The sequence below is a fragment of the Streptomyces sp. 2A115 genome (genome assembly GCF_052245575.1).
Lineage (GTDB): Bacteria > Actinomycetota > Actinomycetes > Streptomycetales > Streptomycetaceae > Streptomyces.
Map to the genome: position 1 here is coordinate 22,600 of NZ_JBQQCG010000073.1, position 13,928 is coordinate 36,527.

The following is a 13,928-nucleotide window of genomic DNA, read 5'->3' on the forward strand; positions in this document are numbered from 1 at the left end:
GCCGGGGCAGACGACCTCGCAGCGGATGCGGTCGGCGGGCACGCCGCGGGGCAGCAGGCCCGCGTGCACCTCCAGTTGAGGTGTCCTGGTCGGGCGTGACCGGTCTGATGATTTGGCCGTTCGTGCTGGTGTGAGTACTCGGCCGTGGATCGTGGGCAACGACTTGTGGGTGCTGATCAAGCCGTTACTGCCACAGCAAGCGCCGGATCCTGCCCGTCATCTCCCGCAAGGGCGCCCCGAACATACAGGGCATGCACAAGCTCCGCTACGTGGTGGAGCAGACCTTCGCCCTGCTCTTCAAACGACTCGCCGTCCGATGGGAACGCCGCACCGAACTCCACGACGCCTTCGTCTCCCTGGCCTGCGGCCTGATCAGCCGGCGACGTCTCGAAAAGGCGCACTCATGATCGTGTCACGGGCTCTCAGTGCCCGTGCTCGAGTGTGTGTTGTCGTCGTTTGGCCTTGCCGCGCCGCGAGGGCGATCCCCGCGGTCCACCCGGGCGCGCGCCCATGAGGAGGCAGATCGATCGCGTCGACGAGATGACTGCTGAGAGCGAGCAGCCAGGAGATCAGCGAGTTGGAATTCCACATGTCGCCGACGCGCAGTTCGTCGCGTCCCCAGGTAACCGTCGGGAAGTCCGGTACGAGATCCAGCACCCGCCGCGCCCGCTCGGTATCCGTGCTCAGGCGCCGGGGACTGGCGACCGCCTCGGCGAGGTCCGGGATGATCCCGTTGCGCCATCGCCGGACCTCGTAGCGGAACAGTCGCGAGCGGCTTAGCCACGGCAGCCCCACAGGGCCCTCGGTGACCACGCCACGATCGGGTTCCTCGGTGCGCCACACCGGGGCCATCTCGATCACGTAGCTGTCGCCGCCGAGTTGGACCTGCAAGGCCGAGTGGTACAGATCGAGCGCTTCACGGTGTTCGCGATGCGCGACGATCGCCTCATAGAGGCGGCCGTTCCAGCGCACCAATCGCACCCCGCCGGCGCCCAGAGGCAGCCAATACAGGTCCACGAAGGCGCCGGTTCGCTCCGTGTGTGCGCGAAGGTCCGAGGCAGTGTTCATGACCAGCCTCCGTCCAGGAGCCGTCACCGGTCCATCTCTGACGGTACGAGCCGGGAGGGACCCACGTATGGGCCGATCAGCCCTGTGTGGGTCGCCGACGGGCCCCGGACGGGCCGGCAGCTGCTCTGGGGCCCTGTGGCCGACTGCGATGCGCAGTCGCGCTCGACTCCATCACCGCTGGAGCCTATTCCCCAGGTATGTCGACGGGCACGGGACCGTAGTAAGCCACTCGCAGATCTCCTGCATGTCGTCGAGCATGGGCATCCGCGGGTTGGCGGGCGCGCACTGGTCCTCGTAGGCGTTGAGGGCTTGCTGGGGCAGCGCGTCGAGGAAGGCGCGCTCGTCGACGCTGAGGGCCTGGAACGACGGCTCGATGCCCACCGCGTCCCGTAGGCGTTCCACCGCGAGGCGAGCGACTCCACGCCCTCGGTCGGTGTGGCGGCCGTCCTCGCCCGTGGGGCCACCCGGCCTCAAGCCGAGTGGAACCCGGCCCTCAGCCGTGGGGCACCACGGCGACCGGTGCGGCCGCGTGGTGCAGCACCGCGTGGGCCACCGGCCCGATGCGCATGCCGAGCGCCGGCAGTTGCACGCGGCGGCCGACCACCACGAGGCCGGCCTGTGCGGCGGCCTGCAGCACGACCGCGGACGGACGGGCGAGATCGACCGTCAGGACGACCGGCACCTGCGGGTACTTCTCGCGCCACGGCTTGAGAGCGTCGGACAGTGCCCGCTCCGCCTGCCCCGTGATCCCGCCGTCCTGGCCGGCCAGCCGCCCCACAGCGGGGCCGTACCCGTACAGCGGCGGCAGGCTCGGCGCGTGCACGGCGCGCACTGCGGTCCTGCGGATGGCGGCCGTGTCGAAGGCGAAATCCAACAGCGGCGCGGCCGGGTCGCTCAAGTCGTCGAGCCCGACCACGACCTCCCCGCCGTCATGCTTGGCGGCCGAGCGGGCGTTCGCCCGCACCATGACCACCGGGCCGTTCGCCCGGGCGAGCACCCGCTGTCCGACGGAACCGAGCAAGAACCCCGCAATGGCGCCGTGACCGCTGGAGCCCAGCACCAGCATCTCCGCCTTCTCTGCCTGGTTCAGCAGCACCTCGGCGGCAGTGTCGGAGATCTGCTCGGTGCTGACGGTCAGTTCCGGATGCCGCCCGCGCAGCTCCTCCTCGGCCTCCCGGAGCATGTGCAGAGCCCAGTGCTTCTGCGTGTCCACGTCCTGCGCGACGGGCACGTCGTGTGGCTGCCAGATCCAGGCATGCACCAGATGCAGCGGCACGCCACGGCGCTGCGCATCGCGGGCGGCCCAGTCGGCGGCGGCCAGGCTTTCGGGGGAGCCGTCCAGGCCGACGGCGATGGGGCGAATCATGGGAAGAGACCTCCGGGTCCGATACGGGTCCAGCGGGCCGCGGACGATTGCGCCGGCCCTTGTCCCGAGCCTCACGACAGGGCGGCCGCGGTTCCAGGGGCCGATGGTCCCGACTCGGACGGCATGGTCCCAACGGTGCAGGACCACCCGGTCTGCTCAGCATTCGGCACCGGCCGGCGCCGGGTAGGCGACGGACATCGGTACTCCTGGGAAGATGGGAACGACAGAGCGAATAGGGCCGACCGGCCCTGGCCGTTCGGCCCTAAAACGCGCACGATCTGCGACAGGAAGGACCGGTCTCGCCCATTTGGCGGTTTCCGGTGCCAGAGAAAGACGACACAGGACAGGAGCCGTTGATGGCGGACAGCGAGCGCCCCGGACCCGACAACCCGATCCGGGTCTTCCTGCTGGACGACCACGAGGTGGTGCGCCGCGGGGTGCGCGACCTGCTGGACGACGAGCCGGACATCACCGTGGTCGGCGAGGCGGGCACGGCGGAGCAGGCCCTGGTGCGTGTTCCCGCGCTGCGCCCGCAGGTGGCGGTCCTCGACGTGCGCCTGCCCGACGGTGACGGAGTGACCGTCTGCCGCGAGCTGCGCTCGCGCATGCCGGAGCTGGCCTGCCTGATGCTCACCTCCTTCGACGACGAGGAGGCCCTGCTCGACTCGATCATGGCCGGCGCCTCCGGGTACGTGCTGAAGCAGATCCAGGGCACGGACCTCGTGTCGGCCGTGCGCACCGTCGCCCGCGGGCAGTCCCTGCTCGACCCCAGTGCCACCGCCAAGCTGATGGCCCGTCTGCGTCAGGGCCAGGAACCGGAGCCCGAGCCCGACGCCCTGCCAGGCCTGACCGAGCGGGAGCGGGAGATCCTGGCCCTGATCGGCGAGGGCCTGACCAACCGCCAGATCGGCCAGCGGCTCTACCTCGCCGAGAAGACCGTCAAGAACCACATCTCCCGCCTGCTGGCCAAGCTCGGCGTGGAGCGCCGCATCCAGGCCGCCGTGATCGCCACCCAGGCCCAGGACCGGCGCAAGCAACAAGGACACTGACGCCGCAGGGTGAGCCGCACGGCCGAACGTCCCCCGGCTCACCCCCGTACGGCCCAAGCCCGATCGCATTCCCGGCCGGAAGGCTGGCAGCGCATCCGAGAACCCCGACGGTCTGGCCCTGGGCCTGCGGTACGTGGAACGGGAAGTAGTGGTTCGCCGAGGCGGACCTGGTCAGCCTGCACGTGCCGCAACGCCCGGACACCCACCACCTCGTCGACGGCCGCGCCCTGGCCCTGATGAAGGACGACGCGGTCCTGGTCAACTCCGGCCGGGGCGGCGTGGTGGGCACCGGCGTGCTGCTGGAGACCTTGCGCGGGGGCGGGACCGGCCAGTCCGGTGAACGGCAGGCTGTTCTCGACATCGTGGCCGTCTGGAAGGAACTCATCAGGGCCCTCCCACGGGCCGTCGACCGGCGCGGGCGCCGTTCGAACGAGGGACGGGGGATCCCCTCGTGGACACCGAACCCAGCGTCCGAGCCTGACTCGGTGATCACTCCAGGGCCGCACGCGCAAGAGGGCCGATCGGACCCAGCTGGGAGCTGATGGGCACCTTGCTTGACGCCCTGCGCCATGGTGTCTGGAGGTAGGGCGCACGCACGAAGAGCGGAAGGCCACGAGACCAGCGGTTCCGGCAGGTGGAAACAGGAATCTGGCGTCGGGCGCCGACCGACCACCGCAGTCGCAGTGGTGCCCGTATCCGCTCTCCGGGGTACTCGATGGTTCGGATCTGCGTCGCCCGGGCGACACGCAAGGAGGATGCCATGGCTTCGCGACCACTCGATGAGAAGACCGTGACCACACTGGTGGCCGAAGCCAGCGCGGCCCCGTCCATGCACAACGCGCAGCCATGGCGCTTCCGCTACCGGACCGACCAGCGTTTCGTGCTGCTGTATGCCGACCCCGACCGGGCCATGCCCCGGTCCGATCCCGACAACCGGGCCCTGCACATCGGCTGCGGGGCCGCGCTGCTCAACCTGCGCGTCGCCGCGGCACACGCGGATCTCGTCCCGGAGACAACCCTGCTGCCCGAGCCGGACGATCCACTGCTGCTCGCCGCCGTCCACCTGGCTGACCCGGTCCACGGCGTGCGGGACGAGGACCTGGCGCGACTGCACCCGGCGATCCGGCAACGGCACACAAGCCGCCATCCCTTCGCCGAGAAGGACATTCCCGAGGACGTGCGGGCCGCCTTGCAGGACGCAGCGGCACAGGAGGGTGCCGTCCTGCTCTTCCCCGGCCCCTGGCACGCCGAGACCGTGCTCGACCTGGCCCACGACGCCGAGAGCCGCGACCTCATGGACCCCGGTGCCAACGAGGACCTGGTTCGCTGGACCCGGCTCGGACCGGAGGCGGACACCGCCGTCGACGGCGTCCCCGAGTACGCCTTCGGGCCGCGGAAACGCAACGGCAAGGCGCCTGTGCGGGACTTCTCCGGACGGCGTCCGGTGGCCGACCGTGGCACCACCGCCTTCGAGTACACCCCGCACCTGGCCCTGCTGAGCACCCGCGGAGAGGGCCCTACCGACTGGCTGCGCGCCGGGCAGGCACTGGAACGCGTCCTGCTGGAGGCCACCCTGGCCGACCTGGCGACCTCCCTGACCTCTCACGCCCTGGAAGAGCCCGAACTGCGCCTGTTGGCCCGCGATCCCGCGTCGGGCACCGGGCAGGTACAGATGGTGCTGCGTCTTGGCTACGGCCCACGCGGCCCCGCGACGCCTCGCCGCCCGGTACGAGACATTCTCGAGATCACCTGACTGCGACACGATGTTCGCCGCGCGGCCCGAACTGCTGGACGCGCTGTTCAACCCCGGCAACCGGGCCGCAGGCTCACGTTTTCCTTAGGTATCCCTGATGATTCGTCATCCGCCGACGTCATGCCGTGCGTCGGGTACCCGTGTCGGGCCGTAGGTGAGTACCTAAGTCGAATGTGTGACGTTTTCACGGGGGTGTCGTTGATCGGATGACAGCATCACGGGTGGGGAGGGGTCAGGTGAGCCGGAAGCTGCCGCTTCGCGAGGGCGATACCGCCCGCACCGCCTGCGCCCGTGGCCTCCTGCTTGGGGGTGTGGACGAAAGGACCGGCGAAGTCCTGCCCGCCACCGTGCTGGCGGAGCGGGTGGGCTGGGCTGCGGGTTTCCCCCTGCACGCCCACGCCACCCCTCCACGGTGGGCAGAACCCGCGCCAGACACTACGTCTTGCATGGGATCGCTTAGTGGTCGGCGTCGGAAGTCCTTCGGGGGTTGATCAAGCGGTCAGGGCGACGGAGGATTCTTCTCATCGGTCGGCGAGTGTGTGTCGGTCGAGCTGGGCCAGCAGATCGTTCAGGTCGGAGGTGGTGAACTTCCACTGGAACGGCTGTGCCGTGGCGTTGTAGCGGTCTTCGAATGCTCGGAGCCGGTTTCGGACCTCGTCGAGGTCTGTGAAGTCGTTGGGTGGGACGACCTTGCGCTGCACGATGGAGAAGAAGATCTCTATCTGGTTCAGCCAGGATGCGTGGACGGGCGTGTGGACCATTACGGCGTTCGGGAACCTGGAGGCCAGACGGTCGATGGCCCGCTTGCCGCGATGCGAGGAGCCGTTGTCGACGATGAAGAAGACCCGTTTCGCGCTGGTGTAGGGCTCGCTGGCCATCACCTGCTCGACCAGTTTCATGAACGGCACGATGCCGGTGGTCTGTTCACAGCGGCCGAAGACTTCGGCCCGGTGGATGTCGTAGGCGGCCAGGTAGGCCAGGGCTCCGCCGCGTCCGTAGGTGTGGTTGACGCGCATCGCGCGGGCCTGGCCCGGGGCCAGGGTGGGGTGGCAGCGGCAGCGGGCCTGGATGGAGGTCTTCTCATCCGCGGAAATGACGTACTCGTCTTCGCCGAGCGGGGCGCCGTCGAAGATGCGGGCATACAGGTTCAGGACCCGTTGAGCGGTGGCGCGGAAGTTCGGGTCGCGGATGAAGATCCAGGAGCGGTGTTGCCAGGGCTTGAGTGCGTCGTCCTTGAGCCAGCGGCGCACCGTGGAGGCGGAGATCGTCTCGGTGATGGCCCGGGTGACGGCCTCGCGTGCGAGTTCAGGGCATGACCAACGTGAGAGCGGGGTTCCGCACTGGGTGGGCAACTGGCAGGCCAGCGCCTTGACTTCGGCGATCTGTAGCGCGGTGAACGTCGGTGGTCGCCCTGGCCGCTTGCGGTCGGCCAGGGCGGGCATCCGGCCAGCCGCGAACCGGCCGCGCCAGCGGCGCACGGTGTCCACGTGAAGGTGGGTTTCGGCAGCGATTCGGGCGTTGCCGCGGCCCCGCGCTGCCAGCAGCACGACCGTTGCCCGCTGGCGTGCCTGATACAGGGTCTTGTGGCCGTAGGCCATCTTCTTGAGCCGATGGCGCTCACAAGCGGTCAGTTCCACCGGCACGGCAGGGCACACGGGCATGGAAGAAAAGCGGCCCATCTCTCCGGGGGCGGTGAACACGAGCCACGGGCCAGTTCCCCTCATCGGCACGGCCCGGAAGCCTCGCTGGTTAGTTTTCGGCGCTGTTCAGCAGTGTGTGCTGTGCGGGCGGCACGACATGGTCCTCCTCCCCGACGAGGAAGAGGACACGTCCGGTGAGGTTCGGGGTCAGCGACAGCGTCGGCTCGGGCCGGCTGATCGGGATGTCGGTGCTCGGCAGCCAGCCGCCGTAGAAGACGGCCACTTCGGCGAGGTCGAACTCGGTGGCTGCGACGTAGCCGATGTGACCGCCCAGGCTCAGCCCGACCATGCTGACACGGTGGGTCATGCCGTGGCTGCCTTTGGGGAGAGGCGGCGCAGGTTGGCGGCGAGGATGCGGTCGAGTGTGCGGTCGGACAGGATCGGTCCCAGGCGCATGATCAGGGCGGCATCCCGGCCGGCGGTGTAGCGGGTGCGCGGTCTGCGGGTCGTCACGGCCTTCGCGATGACCCGGGCGGCGGCGTCGGCGGTCAGGCCCGATGCAGTACCCGAGGCCATCAACTTGTTGTTCGCCTGGACCAGGCTGCCGTAGCGCTCATCCTGCTCCGGTGTCATCTTGGCCGCCAGGTCGTTGGCCGTCGCGATCCCGCGGGCCGCGATCTCCGTGCGGACGCCGCCGGGCTCGACCACGACGACCTGTACGCCCAGCGGTGCGACCTCGCGGCGGAGTGAGTCGCTGACTGCTTCCAGGGCGAACTTCGCGCCGGCGTACGCGCCGTATGTGGCCATGGCGTACTTGCCGCCGATCGAGCTGATGTTAATCACGCGGCCCTTGCTACGCAGCAGTGCGGGCAGGAGCGCCTGGGTGACGGCGATGTGGCCGAACAGGTTGACTTCGAAGACCCGCCGCCACTCGGCCATTGGCAGGGCTTCGACCGGGGCGTTCACCTGGATGCCGGCGTTGTTGACGAGTGCGTGCAGTGCGCGCGAGTCGTCGGCGACCCGCGCGGCGAGTGCCTCCACGTGCTCGGACTTGGTGATGTCGAGGATGACCGGCTCGATGCCGGTCGATCGGATGGCGTCGGCGTCACGGTCGCGTCGCACGCCGGCCAGGACGTGGAATCCCTGCCGGGCCAGTTCGCGGGCGGCTGACGCGCCCATGCCCGTGGAGGCTCCGGTGACTACGACCAGCTTTTGGGTTTCAGTTGACGTCATGGTGTGTCCAGTCGTGGGGGGTTAGTCGGCTGGGCCGAGGACAAGAGCGATCGCGATTTGGATGTGCCGGGCTCGGTCGCTGGGCGGGACGGTGAGTTGCTTGACGCCGGCCGCGACGGCGAGCAACTGGAAGGCGAGGTCCTCGGCGGAGACGCCTGGGGTGCGCTCCGGCGCCCCCTCGGCGCGGAGAACGTCGGCCACCGCCTCGACGACGAAGCGCTCCAGGTCGTGCAGGAGCGAGTCCCCCAACGTGCGCGCTGCGGCGAGGAGTTCGTTCACCGCCTCGCTGGTCGCCGTGGCGGCGGGTCCATGCAACGCAATGAAGGCGCCCATCAGCCGCTCGTGCGCCGGTAGGTCCGCTCTGGCCAGTTCCTGGGCGACGGCGGCCTGGGTCTGGGCGACCGCGCGCTGGAGGCTGGCGTGGAAGAGCTGCTGCTTGTTCTTGAAGTGCAGGTACAGGCCCTGACGGGAGAGCCCGGCTGCCTCGGCGAGGTCGTCCATGGATGTCTTGCGTAGGCCGAAGCGCATGAAGACCGGCATCGCGGCGTCCGCGATCTCCTCACTGCGCGACAGCGCCCGCCCGCTCTGGCTCGTCACGCGGGCACCTGCGCTTCCCGCCGCCTGAGGGGCGCGTAGTCCATACCCGTCAGGTCCGCGTTCGCCTCCCCGCGGCCGACGCGCCATTCGCGTCCTGGGCCCGTATGGCGCTGCGCCCTGCGCACGCCGGACCGCGATGGTCGTACAGATGGGTCCGAGTCCGCCCGTGTCGCGATCGGTGTTTGGCCGGCCATGTCCGAGATTCGGCTCCCGGTCCAGGTCTGCGTCGTCATCACACTCCTCACTGGGCTTTGGGCTCAGCTTTACACATTGAGCCTAAAGTGTCTACTCCGACAAGTGAGGGCCCGCGGCGAACGACTATGCACGTACGCCCATAAAGAGCATTTGGCCGCATCGGAGGGGACCCAGGCGCCCTCGCGGCTACGTCAGCGCGGCGCGGGAGATCATCCTCACGTCTCTTGCCCCCCGCTCGTATTAGCGCCCGGCGGCCGGCCTACAGCACGCACGGCATGCCGCCACCGAGTGAAACTTCGGGCCAGATCCAGGCTCGGATCTCCCGGATCCCGTAGAGCGGCCTCGCCTAGCCAACAGCGCACACACCGGCACCGGTCGCCCGTCCACTCCGCCACCGGCCCACGGAAACCACGAGAGAAGTGCCCCGGTCAACCCCCGAAGGACTTCCGGAGTGGACCACTTAGCTGATTAGAGACGCTAACAGCGCCGTACCCTGGCGGGGGCCATCGCGGCATTCGCCGAGGCGTTGCTCGCCGACCCCGACCCCGACGCCCGCCCGGACGCGCTGCTGCCCCGCATCGCCCACCAGCACGCGCACTCGGGGTGACCGATCACCAGTACATGATCGTGCACAAGTACCTGTTCCGCGCCGTCGCCGCGTACTCGGCAACGCGGTCACCCCGGACGTCGCCGCCGCCTGAGAGGAGGTGTACGGCCTCCTGGCCGGTGCCCTCATCACCCAGGAGGCCTGCCTCTACCAGGAGGCGCGGGTCGGTTCCCGGTATCCCTGGCGGCAGTGGACCGTGGTGGAGCGGCGCGAGAAACCTTCGACGCAGTCTCCTTCCTGTTGCGCCGGGCCGACGAAGGCCCTGCGCCGCCCACCCGAGCCGGCCAGTACGTCAGCGTCCGGGCTCTGCGCCGTATCACCGTCAAACGCGTCGCGAGTGTGGCGGACGCCCCCGAGGGCGAGGTGTCCAACGAACTGCACCGCACGATCCGGGACGGCGACGAGCTCAGCCCGTCCGCCCCGTACGGCGACGTGGTCCTCGATGACGCCGATAGCCCGCTCCTGCTGGTCTCGGCCGGCATCGGCTGCACCCCGATGGTCGGGATGCTCGGGCATCTTGCCGCCACGGGCGCCGGTCGCCCCGTCACGGTCATGCACGCTGACCGTTCCCCGGCCCACCACGCCCTACGCGGATGCAGGCCGACTCAAACGCCGTCCATGATTGGTGGCTGTTCTCTCATCCGTGTGACCTGGGAGCGGAGTGCGGTGTCGGTTACAGCAGGCTGCTCCAGTACGGCCAGAAGCGGGTGAGGACGAGCAGCACGATCACCCCGTACCAGGCGCCGAGCAGCATCCAGTGCGTGTCCCGGAAGACCTGCAGCACACCCCGGGGCACAGGGATGATTCCCCGTTCCAGGCAGTGCAGGGTGACGTACCAGAACAGGGCGATGGTCACGACCCAGACTACGGCGCAGTAGGGGCAGAGCTTGTTGAGCTCGTAGAGCGACTGCCCGATGAGCCAGTGGACGAACACCACTCCCACCAGAGCTCCTGCGTCCAGCGCGAGCCACAGCCGCCGGTGCAGGCGCGTCCCGGAGAGCACGGCGATGCCCAGGGCGGTTACGGCGGCGAAGGCGCCGAGGCCGAGCAGCATGTTGGGGAAGCCGAACAGGCTGCCCTGCGGGCTGGACATGACGCTGCCGCAGCTCACAACAGGGCTGATGTTGCAGGGCGGTTGGTAGGCGGGGTCGCGGAGCAGCCGCCAGTCGTCCACGGTGAGTTGGAAGGAGGCGAGCCAGCCGACGGTCCCTGTGGAGAGCATGACCAGGCCCGTTCGGCGGCTCGCGCCCACGGTGCGCGGGCGCGGGGTGGTCGTGGCGTCCGGTGCGAGGGTGGGGCCGTGGCTCATGCGGCTCGCCGGGAGCTGGAGGCCGGCCGGGGCCGGCCGCCTGCCGTCGGGGCCGCGGCCGGTGTGGCGCGCCGCCGGTAGACCAGGTACGGGCGGGCCAGGTAGCCGATCGGGGCGCTCCACACGTGGACAAGGCGCGTGAACGGCCAGGCCGCGAAGAGCAGGAAGGCGGTCAGGGCGTGGAGCTGGAAGAGCAGTGGGGCTCCGGCGATCGCCTCCGGCTGCGGCTGGAGGACGAACAGGCCGCGGAACCAGACGGAGACGGTGGAGCGGTAGTCGTAGCCGGCACCGAAGACGTTGTGGGCGGCGGTGGCGGTGATGCCGAGCAGGACGGTGGCGGACAGCAGCGGGAAGAGGAGCTTGTCGCTGCGGTCGGTGCCGAGCCGGATCCGGCGGGTCAGCAGCCTGCGGGCGCACAGCATGCCGAGGCCCGCGACCATGGCGATGCCCGCCACCGAACCGGCCCAGACGGCTGTGGTGTGGTAGGCGTGCTCGGTGATGCCGACGGCCTCGGTCCACGAGTCGGGAATGGCGAGCCCCACGACATGCCCGGCGATGACCATGAAGGCGCCGAGGTGGAACAGCGGGCTGCCCCAGCGCAGCCAGCGGTGTTCGAGGAGCTGGCTCGTGTGGGTGGTCCAGCCGAACTGATCCTGGCGGTAGCGCCAGACGTGTCCCACCACGAACACGGCGAGGCAGATGTAGGGGACTGCGACCCACAGGAGCAGATCGGCGCCGCTCGCCGAGGCGGAGAGCGAGGTGTTCATCGGGTTCCTTCCGTGCGGCTGGTCGGGGCGGGCGGCGACACGCGGGTCGGCGGAGCGGCCATCGGCGGCACGAAGGTGCCGGGAGGGGCGAACTCCCCCTCCCCGTACGTCCCGTAGGGGTCGAGGCCGACCTCCTCGTTCGGCGGGCCCTCGGCGACCAGTTGGGCCACCGCCGCGCGGTCCGCCTCGGTGGGCGGTGGCAGCAGGGTGAGCAGCGCGGCCAGTACGTGCCGGTACGGCGAGTCGGAGTCGGTCAGTGCCCGGTGGATCAGCTCAAGACCGCGCCGGTGCTGGCGCAGCGGTGCCTCGCCGCCGCCCGGACCCGCCAGGGCGGCGAACTCCAGCACGACCGGCAGGTGGTCGGGCAGTTCACCCCCGTCGGTGTCCCAGCCCGCGGCCTTGTACCGCTGGTTCAAGGTGAGCAGGGCCATGCCCCGGCGGCGGGTGTCGCCGTGCAGGTAGTAGGTGAGGTAGAGGCTGCTCTTGCGGCGCAGGTCGAACATCTCGACGTAGTGGCGCTCCAACGTCTCCGGTTCCTGCCCGGCGAACCAGGAGGTGAAGGTGGCCAGGTCCTCTGCGGCCGGCGAGGGCGGCAGCGCCTCGATGGTGGCTGTCAGCGCCGGGCGGGCGGTGGCGAGTTCGGTGTCCGGGTACTGCAGGAGCAGCGAGCACAGGCGCAGCAGCAGGGTGCGCGCCTCCAGTTCCTCGGGCGTGAGCCGGGCCGGGCGGCGTACGGCCGCGCGGACACGGGTGCGGACGAGGGCGGGAATGGCTGCGGGCAGCGGGCTCACGACTGGCCTCCGGCGGTCTTGCGGCGCAGCGTGGGGATGCCGAGCATCACCCGTCGGCCACCGTCGTCCGTCTGGTCGCCGGACGATTCGACCGGGCAGCGGCTCTCCATCGCGGTCAGCGCGGCCGCGTCCTCCTTGTGGGCGGCGGGGACGACGTACCGGTCCTGGTACTTGGCGACGGCGAGCAGCCGGTGCAGGTCCTCCGCCTCACGTGCCGTGAGCCCCACGGCCTTGAGCGTCGCCTCGTCCCCGGCCTCGCCGAGGGTGCGCTCGCGCATGTACGAGCGCAGCGCGGTGAGTTTCATCAGCACCCCGGCGACCACATCGGCGTCCCCGGCGGTGAACAGCTCCGCCAGGTACTCCAGTGGGATGCGCAGCCGGGTGACGGCGGCGAAGACGTGGTCGGGGTTGTCCTGGTTGCCGCCCGCGGCGTCGACGGCGTCGAGGACGGGGGAGAGCGGGGGTACGTACCAGACCATGGGCAGGGTGCGGTACTCGGGATGCAACGGCAGCGCCACCTTGTACCGCATGACCAGGTCGTACACCGGGGAGCGGCGCGCCGCGTCCAGCCAGTCCTCCGGTATCCCCGACTCCCGCGCGGCCGCGATCACGTCGGGGTCGTGCGGGTCGAGGAAGACGCCGCGCTGGGCGTCCAGCAGGTCGTGCTCGTCGGGGGTGGCTGCGGCCTCGCCGACGCGGTCGGCGTCGTACAGCAGCAGCCCCAGGTAGCGCAGGCGGCCCACGCAGGTCTCGGAGCAGACGGTGGGCTGGCCGGCCTCGATGCGTGGGAAGCAGAAGGTGCACTTCTCGGCCTTGCCGGTGGCGTGGTTGACGTACACCTTCTTGTACGGACAGGCCGTCACGCACATCCGCCAGCCTCGGCAGCGGTCCTGGTCGACGAGAACGATGCCGTCCTCGACACGCTTGTACATCGCGCCGGACGGACAGGCGGAGACGCAGGCCGGGTTGAGGCAGTGCTCGCACAGGCGGGGCAGGTGGAAGAGGAAGGTCTGCTCGAACTCGAACTTGACCTTCTCCGCCCACTCGCCGGTGAGGTTCGGGTCGCCGCCGGCGTTCTCGGGCGCACCGCCCAGGCCGTCCTCCCAGTTGGCGCCCCAGGTGATGGCGGTGGGCCTGCCGGTGAGCACGGAGCGGGGGCGGGCGACGGGGATGTCCTGGCCGGCGGGGGCGCTGACGAGGTTGTCGTAGTCGTAGGTGACCGGCTCGTAGTAGTCCTCGATGGACGGCAGGTCCGGGTTGGAGAACAGTGACAGGAGCCGCTTGATCCGGCCGCCGGAGCGCAGGACGAGGCGTCCGCGCTTGTCGAGCATCCAGCCGCCTTTCCAGTGTTCCTGGTCCTCGTAGCGGCGGGGGTAGCCGACGCCGGGCTTGGTCTCGACGTTGTTGAACCAGGCGTACTCGACTCCGGTGCGGTTGGTCCACGTCTGCTTGCAGGTGACGGAGCAGGTGTGGCAGCCGATGCACTTGTCGAGGTTCATGACCATCGCGATCTGTGCCATCACGCGTCCGATGGTGGCTTCGCCGGGGGGCAT

Annotated in this window: 13 protein-coding genes and 3 pseudogenes; 5 read left to right on the forward strand and 11 right to left on the reverse strand. The window is 69.9% G+C overall.

What is annotated here, in order from left to right; genetic code table 11:
• The first annotated feature begins 251 nt into the window (after positions 1-251).
• Complete coding sequence (locus ACTWQR_RS41945) at positions 252-407, forward strand: hypothetical protein (RefSeq protein WP_443232525.1); 156 nt, start codon at positions 252-254, stop codon at positions 405-407.
• On the opposite strand, the gene ACTWQR_RS41950 is transcribed toward ACTWQR_RS41945, so the two are convergent.
• From ACTWQR_RS41950 to ACTWQR_RS41960, 3 genes and pseudogenes are all read right to left on the reverse strand, one after another.
• Positions 373-1,017, reverse strand: coding sequence for a hypothetical protein (locus ACTWQR_RS41950; RefSeq protein ID WP_443232526.1), 645 nt, complete (start codon positions 1,015-1,017; stop codon positions 373-375). The genes ACTWQR_RS41945 and ACTWQR_RS41950 overlap by 35 nt on opposite strands.
• A 235-nt stretch (positions 1,018-1,252) precedes the next feature.
• Positions 1,253-1,511, reverse strand: a pseudogene (locus ACTWQR_RS41955) (hypothetical protein); the annotation flags it as partial.
• Between the two features lie 50 nt (positions 1,512-1,561).
• A complete protein-coding gene (locus ACTWQR_RS41960) occupies positions 1,562-2,434 on the reverse strand; it encodes a universal stress protein (protein ID WP_443232527.1) in 873 nt (290 codons plus the stop codon).
• A 356-nt stretch (positions 2,435-2,790) separates the two neighbouring features.
• On the opposite strand from ACTWQR_RS41960, the gene ACTWQR_RS41965 reads away from it, so the two are divergent.
• From ACTWQR_RS41965 to ACTWQR_RS41975, 3 genes and pseudogenes are all read left to right on the forward strand, one after another.
• The gene (locus ACTWQR_RS41965) at positions 2,791-3,483 is read left to right on the forward strand and encodes a response regulator (RefSeq protein WP_443232528.1); all 693 of its coding nucleotides are present in this window, start codon (positions 2,791-2,793) and stop codon (positions 3,481-3,483) included.
• Between the two features lie 94 nt (positions 3,484-3,577).
• Positions 3,578-3,803: pseudogene (locus tag ACTWQR_RS41970) on the forward strand (NAD(P)-dependent oxidoreductase); the annotation flags it as partial.
• A gap of 440 nt (positions 3,804-4,243) precedes the next feature.
• Positions 4,244-5,236, forward strand: coding sequence for an Acg family FMN-binding oxidoreductase (locus ACTWQR_RS41975; protein ID WP_443232529.1), 993 nt, complete (start codon positions 4,244-4,246; stop codon positions 5,234-5,236).
• A gap of 521 nt (positions 5,237-5,757) precedes the next feature.
• On the opposite strand, the gene ACTWQR_RS41980 is transcribed toward ACTWQR_RS41975, so the two are convergent.
• From ACTWQR_RS41980 to ACTWQR_RS41995, 4 genes are all read right to left on the reverse strand, one after another.
• Positions 5,758-6,897 carry an IS630 family transposase gene (locus ACTWQR_RS41980; protein ID WP_443232530.1) on the reverse strand — a complete coding sequence of 380 codons (1,140 nt, stop codon included), beginning with the start codon at positions 6,895-6,897 and terminating at the stop codon, positions 5,758-5,760.
• Between the two features lie 88 nt (positions 6,898-6,985).
• Positions 6,986-7,243, reverse strand: a complete 258-nt coding sequence (locus ACTWQR_RS41985; RefSeq protein WP_443232531.1) for a dienelactone hydrolase family protein — start codon at positions 7,241-7,243, stop codon at positions 6,986-6,988.
• Positions 7,240-8,109 (reverse strand): SDR family NAD(P)-dependent oxidoreductase, encoded by an 870-nt coding sequence (locus ACTWQR_RS41990; RefSeq protein WP_443232532.1) that lies wholly within the window; start codon positions 8,107-8,109, stop codon positions 7,240-7,242. The genes ACTWQR_RS41985 and ACTWQR_RS41990 overlap by 4 nt, the downstream gene beginning before the upstream one ends.
• Positions 8,110-8,130: 21 nt before the next feature.
• Positions 8,131-8,706, reverse strand: coding sequence for a TetR/AcrR family transcriptional regulator (locus ACTWQR_RS41995; RefSeq protein WP_443232533.1), 576 nt, complete (start codon positions 8,704-8,706; stop codon positions 8,131-8,133).
• A 676-nt stretch (positions 8,707-9,382) separates the two neighbouring features.
• Between ACTWQR_RS41995 and ACTWQR_RS42000 the strand changes: the two are divergent.
• Positions 9,383-10,099 (forward strand): annotated as a pseudogene (locus tag ACTWQR_RS42000) (globin domain-containing protein); the annotation flags it as partial.
• 82 nt (positions 10,100-10,181) lie between these two features.
• On the opposite strand, the gene ACTWQR_RS42005 reads toward ACTWQR_RS42000, so the two are convergent.
• The 4 genes from ACTWQR_RS42005 to narH are packed head-to-tail and all read right to left on the reverse strand — an operon-like array spanning position 10,182 to position 13,928.
• Complete coding sequence (locus tag ACTWQR_RS42005; RefSeq protein ID WP_443232534.1) at positions 10,182-10,817, reverse strand: vitamin K epoxide reductase family protein; 636 nt, start codon at positions 10,815-10,817, stop codon at positions 10,182-10,184.
• Entirely contained in the window at positions 10,814-11,584 is a 771-nt protein-coding gene (gene narI, locus ACTWQR_RS42010) for a respiratory nitrate reductase subunit gamma (RefSeq protein ID WP_443232535.1), read from the reverse strand. The genes ACTWQR_RS42005 and narI overlap by 4 nt, the downstream gene beginning before the upstream one ends.
• On the reverse strand, positions 11,581-12,375 hold the full coding sequence (gene narJ, locus ACTWQR_RS42015; protein WP_443232536.1) for a nitrate reductase molybdenum cofactor assembly chaperone: 795 nt from the start codon (positions 12,373-12,375) through the stop codon (positions 11,581-11,583). Before narJ ends, narI begins: the two co-directional genes overlap by 4 nt.
• Positions 12,372-13,928 carry a nitrate reductase subunit beta gene (gene narH, locus ACTWQR_RS42020; RefSeq protein WP_443232537.1) on the reverse strand — a complete coding sequence of 519 codons (1,557 nt, stop codon included), beginning with the start codon at positions 13,926-13,928 and terminating at the stop codon, positions 12,372-12,374. Before narH ends, narJ begins: the two co-directional genes overlap by 4 nt.

What these genes read in the sequence shown, in the direction of transcription:
- ACTWQR_RS41945 (WP_443232525.1), top strand. Translation starts at nt 252, where the DNA reads ATGCACAAGCTCCGCTACGTGGTGGAGCAGACCTTCGCCCTGCTCTTC.
- ACTWQR_RS41960 (WP_443232527.1), bottom strand. Translation starts at nt 2,434, where the DNA reads ATGATTCGCCCCATCGCCGTCGGCCTGGACGGCTCCCCCGAAAGCCTG.
- ACTWQR_RS41965 (WP_443232528.1), top strand. Translation starts at nt 2,791, where the DNA reads ATGGCGGACAGCGAGCGCCCCGGACCCGACAACCCGATCCGGGTCTTC.
- ACTWQR_RS41975 (WP_443232529.1), top strand. Translation starts at nt 4,244, where the DNA reads ATGGCTTCGCGACCACTCGATGAGAAGACCGTGACCACACTGGTGGCC.
- ACTWQR_RS41980 (WP_443232530.1), bottom strand. Translation starts at nt 6,897, where the DNA reads ATGCCCGTGTGCCCTGCCGTGCCGGTGGAACTGACCGCTTGTGAGCGC.
- ACTWQR_RS41985 (WP_443232531.1), bottom strand. Translation starts at nt 7,243, where the DNA reads ATGACCCACCGTGTCAGCATGGTCGGGCTGAGCCTGGGCGGTCACATC.
- ACTWQR_RS41990 (WP_443232532.1), bottom strand. Translation starts at nt 8,109, where the DNA reads ATGACGTCAACTGAAACCCAAAAGCTGGTCGTAGTCACCGGAGCCTCC.
- ACTWQR_RS42005 (WP_443232534.1), bottom strand. Translation starts at nt 10,817, where the DNA reads ATGAGCCACGGCCCCACCCTCGCACCGGACGCCACGACCACCCCGCGC.
- narI (WP_443232535.1), bottom strand. Translation starts at nt 11,584, where the DNA reads ATGAACACCTCGCTCTCCGCCTCGGCGAGCGGCGCCGATCTGCTCCTG.
- narH (WP_443232537.1), bottom strand. Translation starts at nt 13,928, where the DNA reads ATGCCCCCCGGCGAAGCCACCATCGGACGCGTGATGGCACAGATCGCG.